Here is a 1726-nt window from a genome sequence, read left to right as displayed (position 1 = left end):
CGGAAACGAACGTTAAGTGGGAAAGCTGTTCCGGCAGCAGCCAACGTGGAAACCCTGCAAGTGCGGCAGGCGTAAAAACAGCCGCGGCGGTACGGCGACCAAAGGACGCCCGTACCGCCGCGTTGCTGTTGCCGACAGCTGCACGTGGAGTTGCAACAGCGGATGCGCCCGGCCGGCATAAAGATTTTAATTTATAGCCAACTTTTTGCTGAGTTCAATGCCGCTTGTTGTGCGAACTTTGACCAAGTAAAATCCGCGTGACAAATTTGCGGTGTTCAGTTCAAACTGACGATCGTTCACCGATTTTTTGACAACGCATTTTCCAGTTAAATCGTAAATCTCAATCGATTCGATGGTTTCTGATGGTAAATTGAAAAAGACTTGCGTTTTAGCCGGATTTGGATAAATCTGCAACAGCTCATTTAGAGGCTGATTAACAGATAAGTTTTCGAAAAATACCGTTGTATGTGTGTTTGTAATTATCGGCGGATTGGTGTCGAAATATATGGCAGCGGTGTTGGTGATCACATCATTCATAGTGAAACCAGGATTCAATTTGATTTTAAAAGTTAGGTAACCAATACTTTCAGCCGGACTTTGCACTGCACCAGGCAATTGGATGAAATCAAAAAACCACTTCACTTCGTTGCCAATGCGCTGCATGTAGTAGGTGTGACTGGCACTGATCATACGTAACGATTCCAGATTATATTGCGGACCAAGTATATCTTCGATACGTACATTAATAGCATTTGCGGTTCCAGTATTTTGAAAACGAATGGTGTATTCTAGGTAATCATTTTCTGAAAAACTTGCAAATTCGATGCTTCCTCCGTGTTTTTCTTGCTTGTCGTTCGGATCGTAGGCAGCTACAACAATTTGTTCTAAACTTGCGTTATTATCGTTGATAAAAGCGTCGTTTGAATTGCTTACTTGGGCACTAGAAGTTAAAACATCATCGATATTAACTTGTGGAATTGGAGGAATGGAATAGGTAACTAGATACGATCTAATTTCATTTGGAAGAAGGTTTGCGTAATCAACGGAAAAGCCAGTAGTATTTAGTTGCACTGAAGGCGAAACATTGTTAATTGTTGCAATATTTGGTTTTTGGAAAGAGAGCGTTCCAGTGGCAGTTCCGTTGCCGTTGTTCTTTATTTGTACTTTAAGTTTGCCAATATCTCCGGCTCTTGGCGCTTGGTAAGGAATTACGGAAGCGCTTACATCAGCAAAAGTTTGGACAATAGTTATCGGAAACTTTATGGTTTGCGTACCGCTACCCAATGGGATAGACATATTGCTATATGCGCTTGTTGCCAAAGTATAATAAGGCAAATACTCAGGATTGATTTGATAGGAAATGTCGTACGTGTTATCACCAGCCGATTGATCGAATAAATTAAACTTACCTATTGGACTTTGAATATTGACGGGCTCTGTTGCATCGTTAACCGTATACGAGAACTAACCGTTTGAGAAAAGCGGTTCGGTGTCTTGTTGTTCTCCGTCATTATTAAGGTCGTAAAAAGCTATTAATTCTATTTTATCAATACAGCTCGGCGGACCTTGCAGAAAGGAACCACCCTGAATAAAAACTGCACTGTCGTATGAGGTGTCTTGTCTGTCGGCGATCACTAATTTTACGTGGTAAGTCCTTCCCGGAATAATTGATGAACTCGCAGTTAATAGCTCGGTCATTCCGTTAAAATTAACGTTGTGAGATACA

General features: G+C 41.7%; 2 protein-coding genes. Both read right to left on the bottom strand.

The window, feature by feature from the left end; translation table 11 throughout:
* Positions 1 to 186 precede the first annotated feature (186 nt).
* A complete protein-coding gene (locus ACOVQQ_RS08350; RefSeq protein ID WP_421817796.1) occupies positions 187 to 1296 on the bottom strand; it encodes a T9SS type A sorting domain-containing protein in 1110 nt (369 codons plus the stop codon).
* Between the two features lie 168 nt (positions 1297 to 1464).
* Positions 1465 to 1726: choice-of-anchor L domain-containing protein (locus tag ACOVQQ_RS08345; RefSeq protein ID WP_421817795.1), on the bottom strand; the 262-nt coding region annotated here is incomplete at its 5' end.

Source organism: Flavobacterium sp., from assembly GCF_049240005.1.
Lineage (GTDB): Bacteria > Bacteroidota > Bacteroidia > Flavobacteriales > Flavobacteriaceae > Flavobacterium.
Note: the sequence above shows the minus strand (reverse complement) of the source record. Positions and strands in the feature narration are given on the sequence as shown.

Excerpts from the sequence above, each read along its gene's own strand:
- ACOVQQ_RS08350 (WP_421817796.1), bottom strand. The coding sequence starts at position 1,296 with ATGTCTATCCCATTGGGTAGCGGTACGCAAACCATAAAGTTTCCGATA.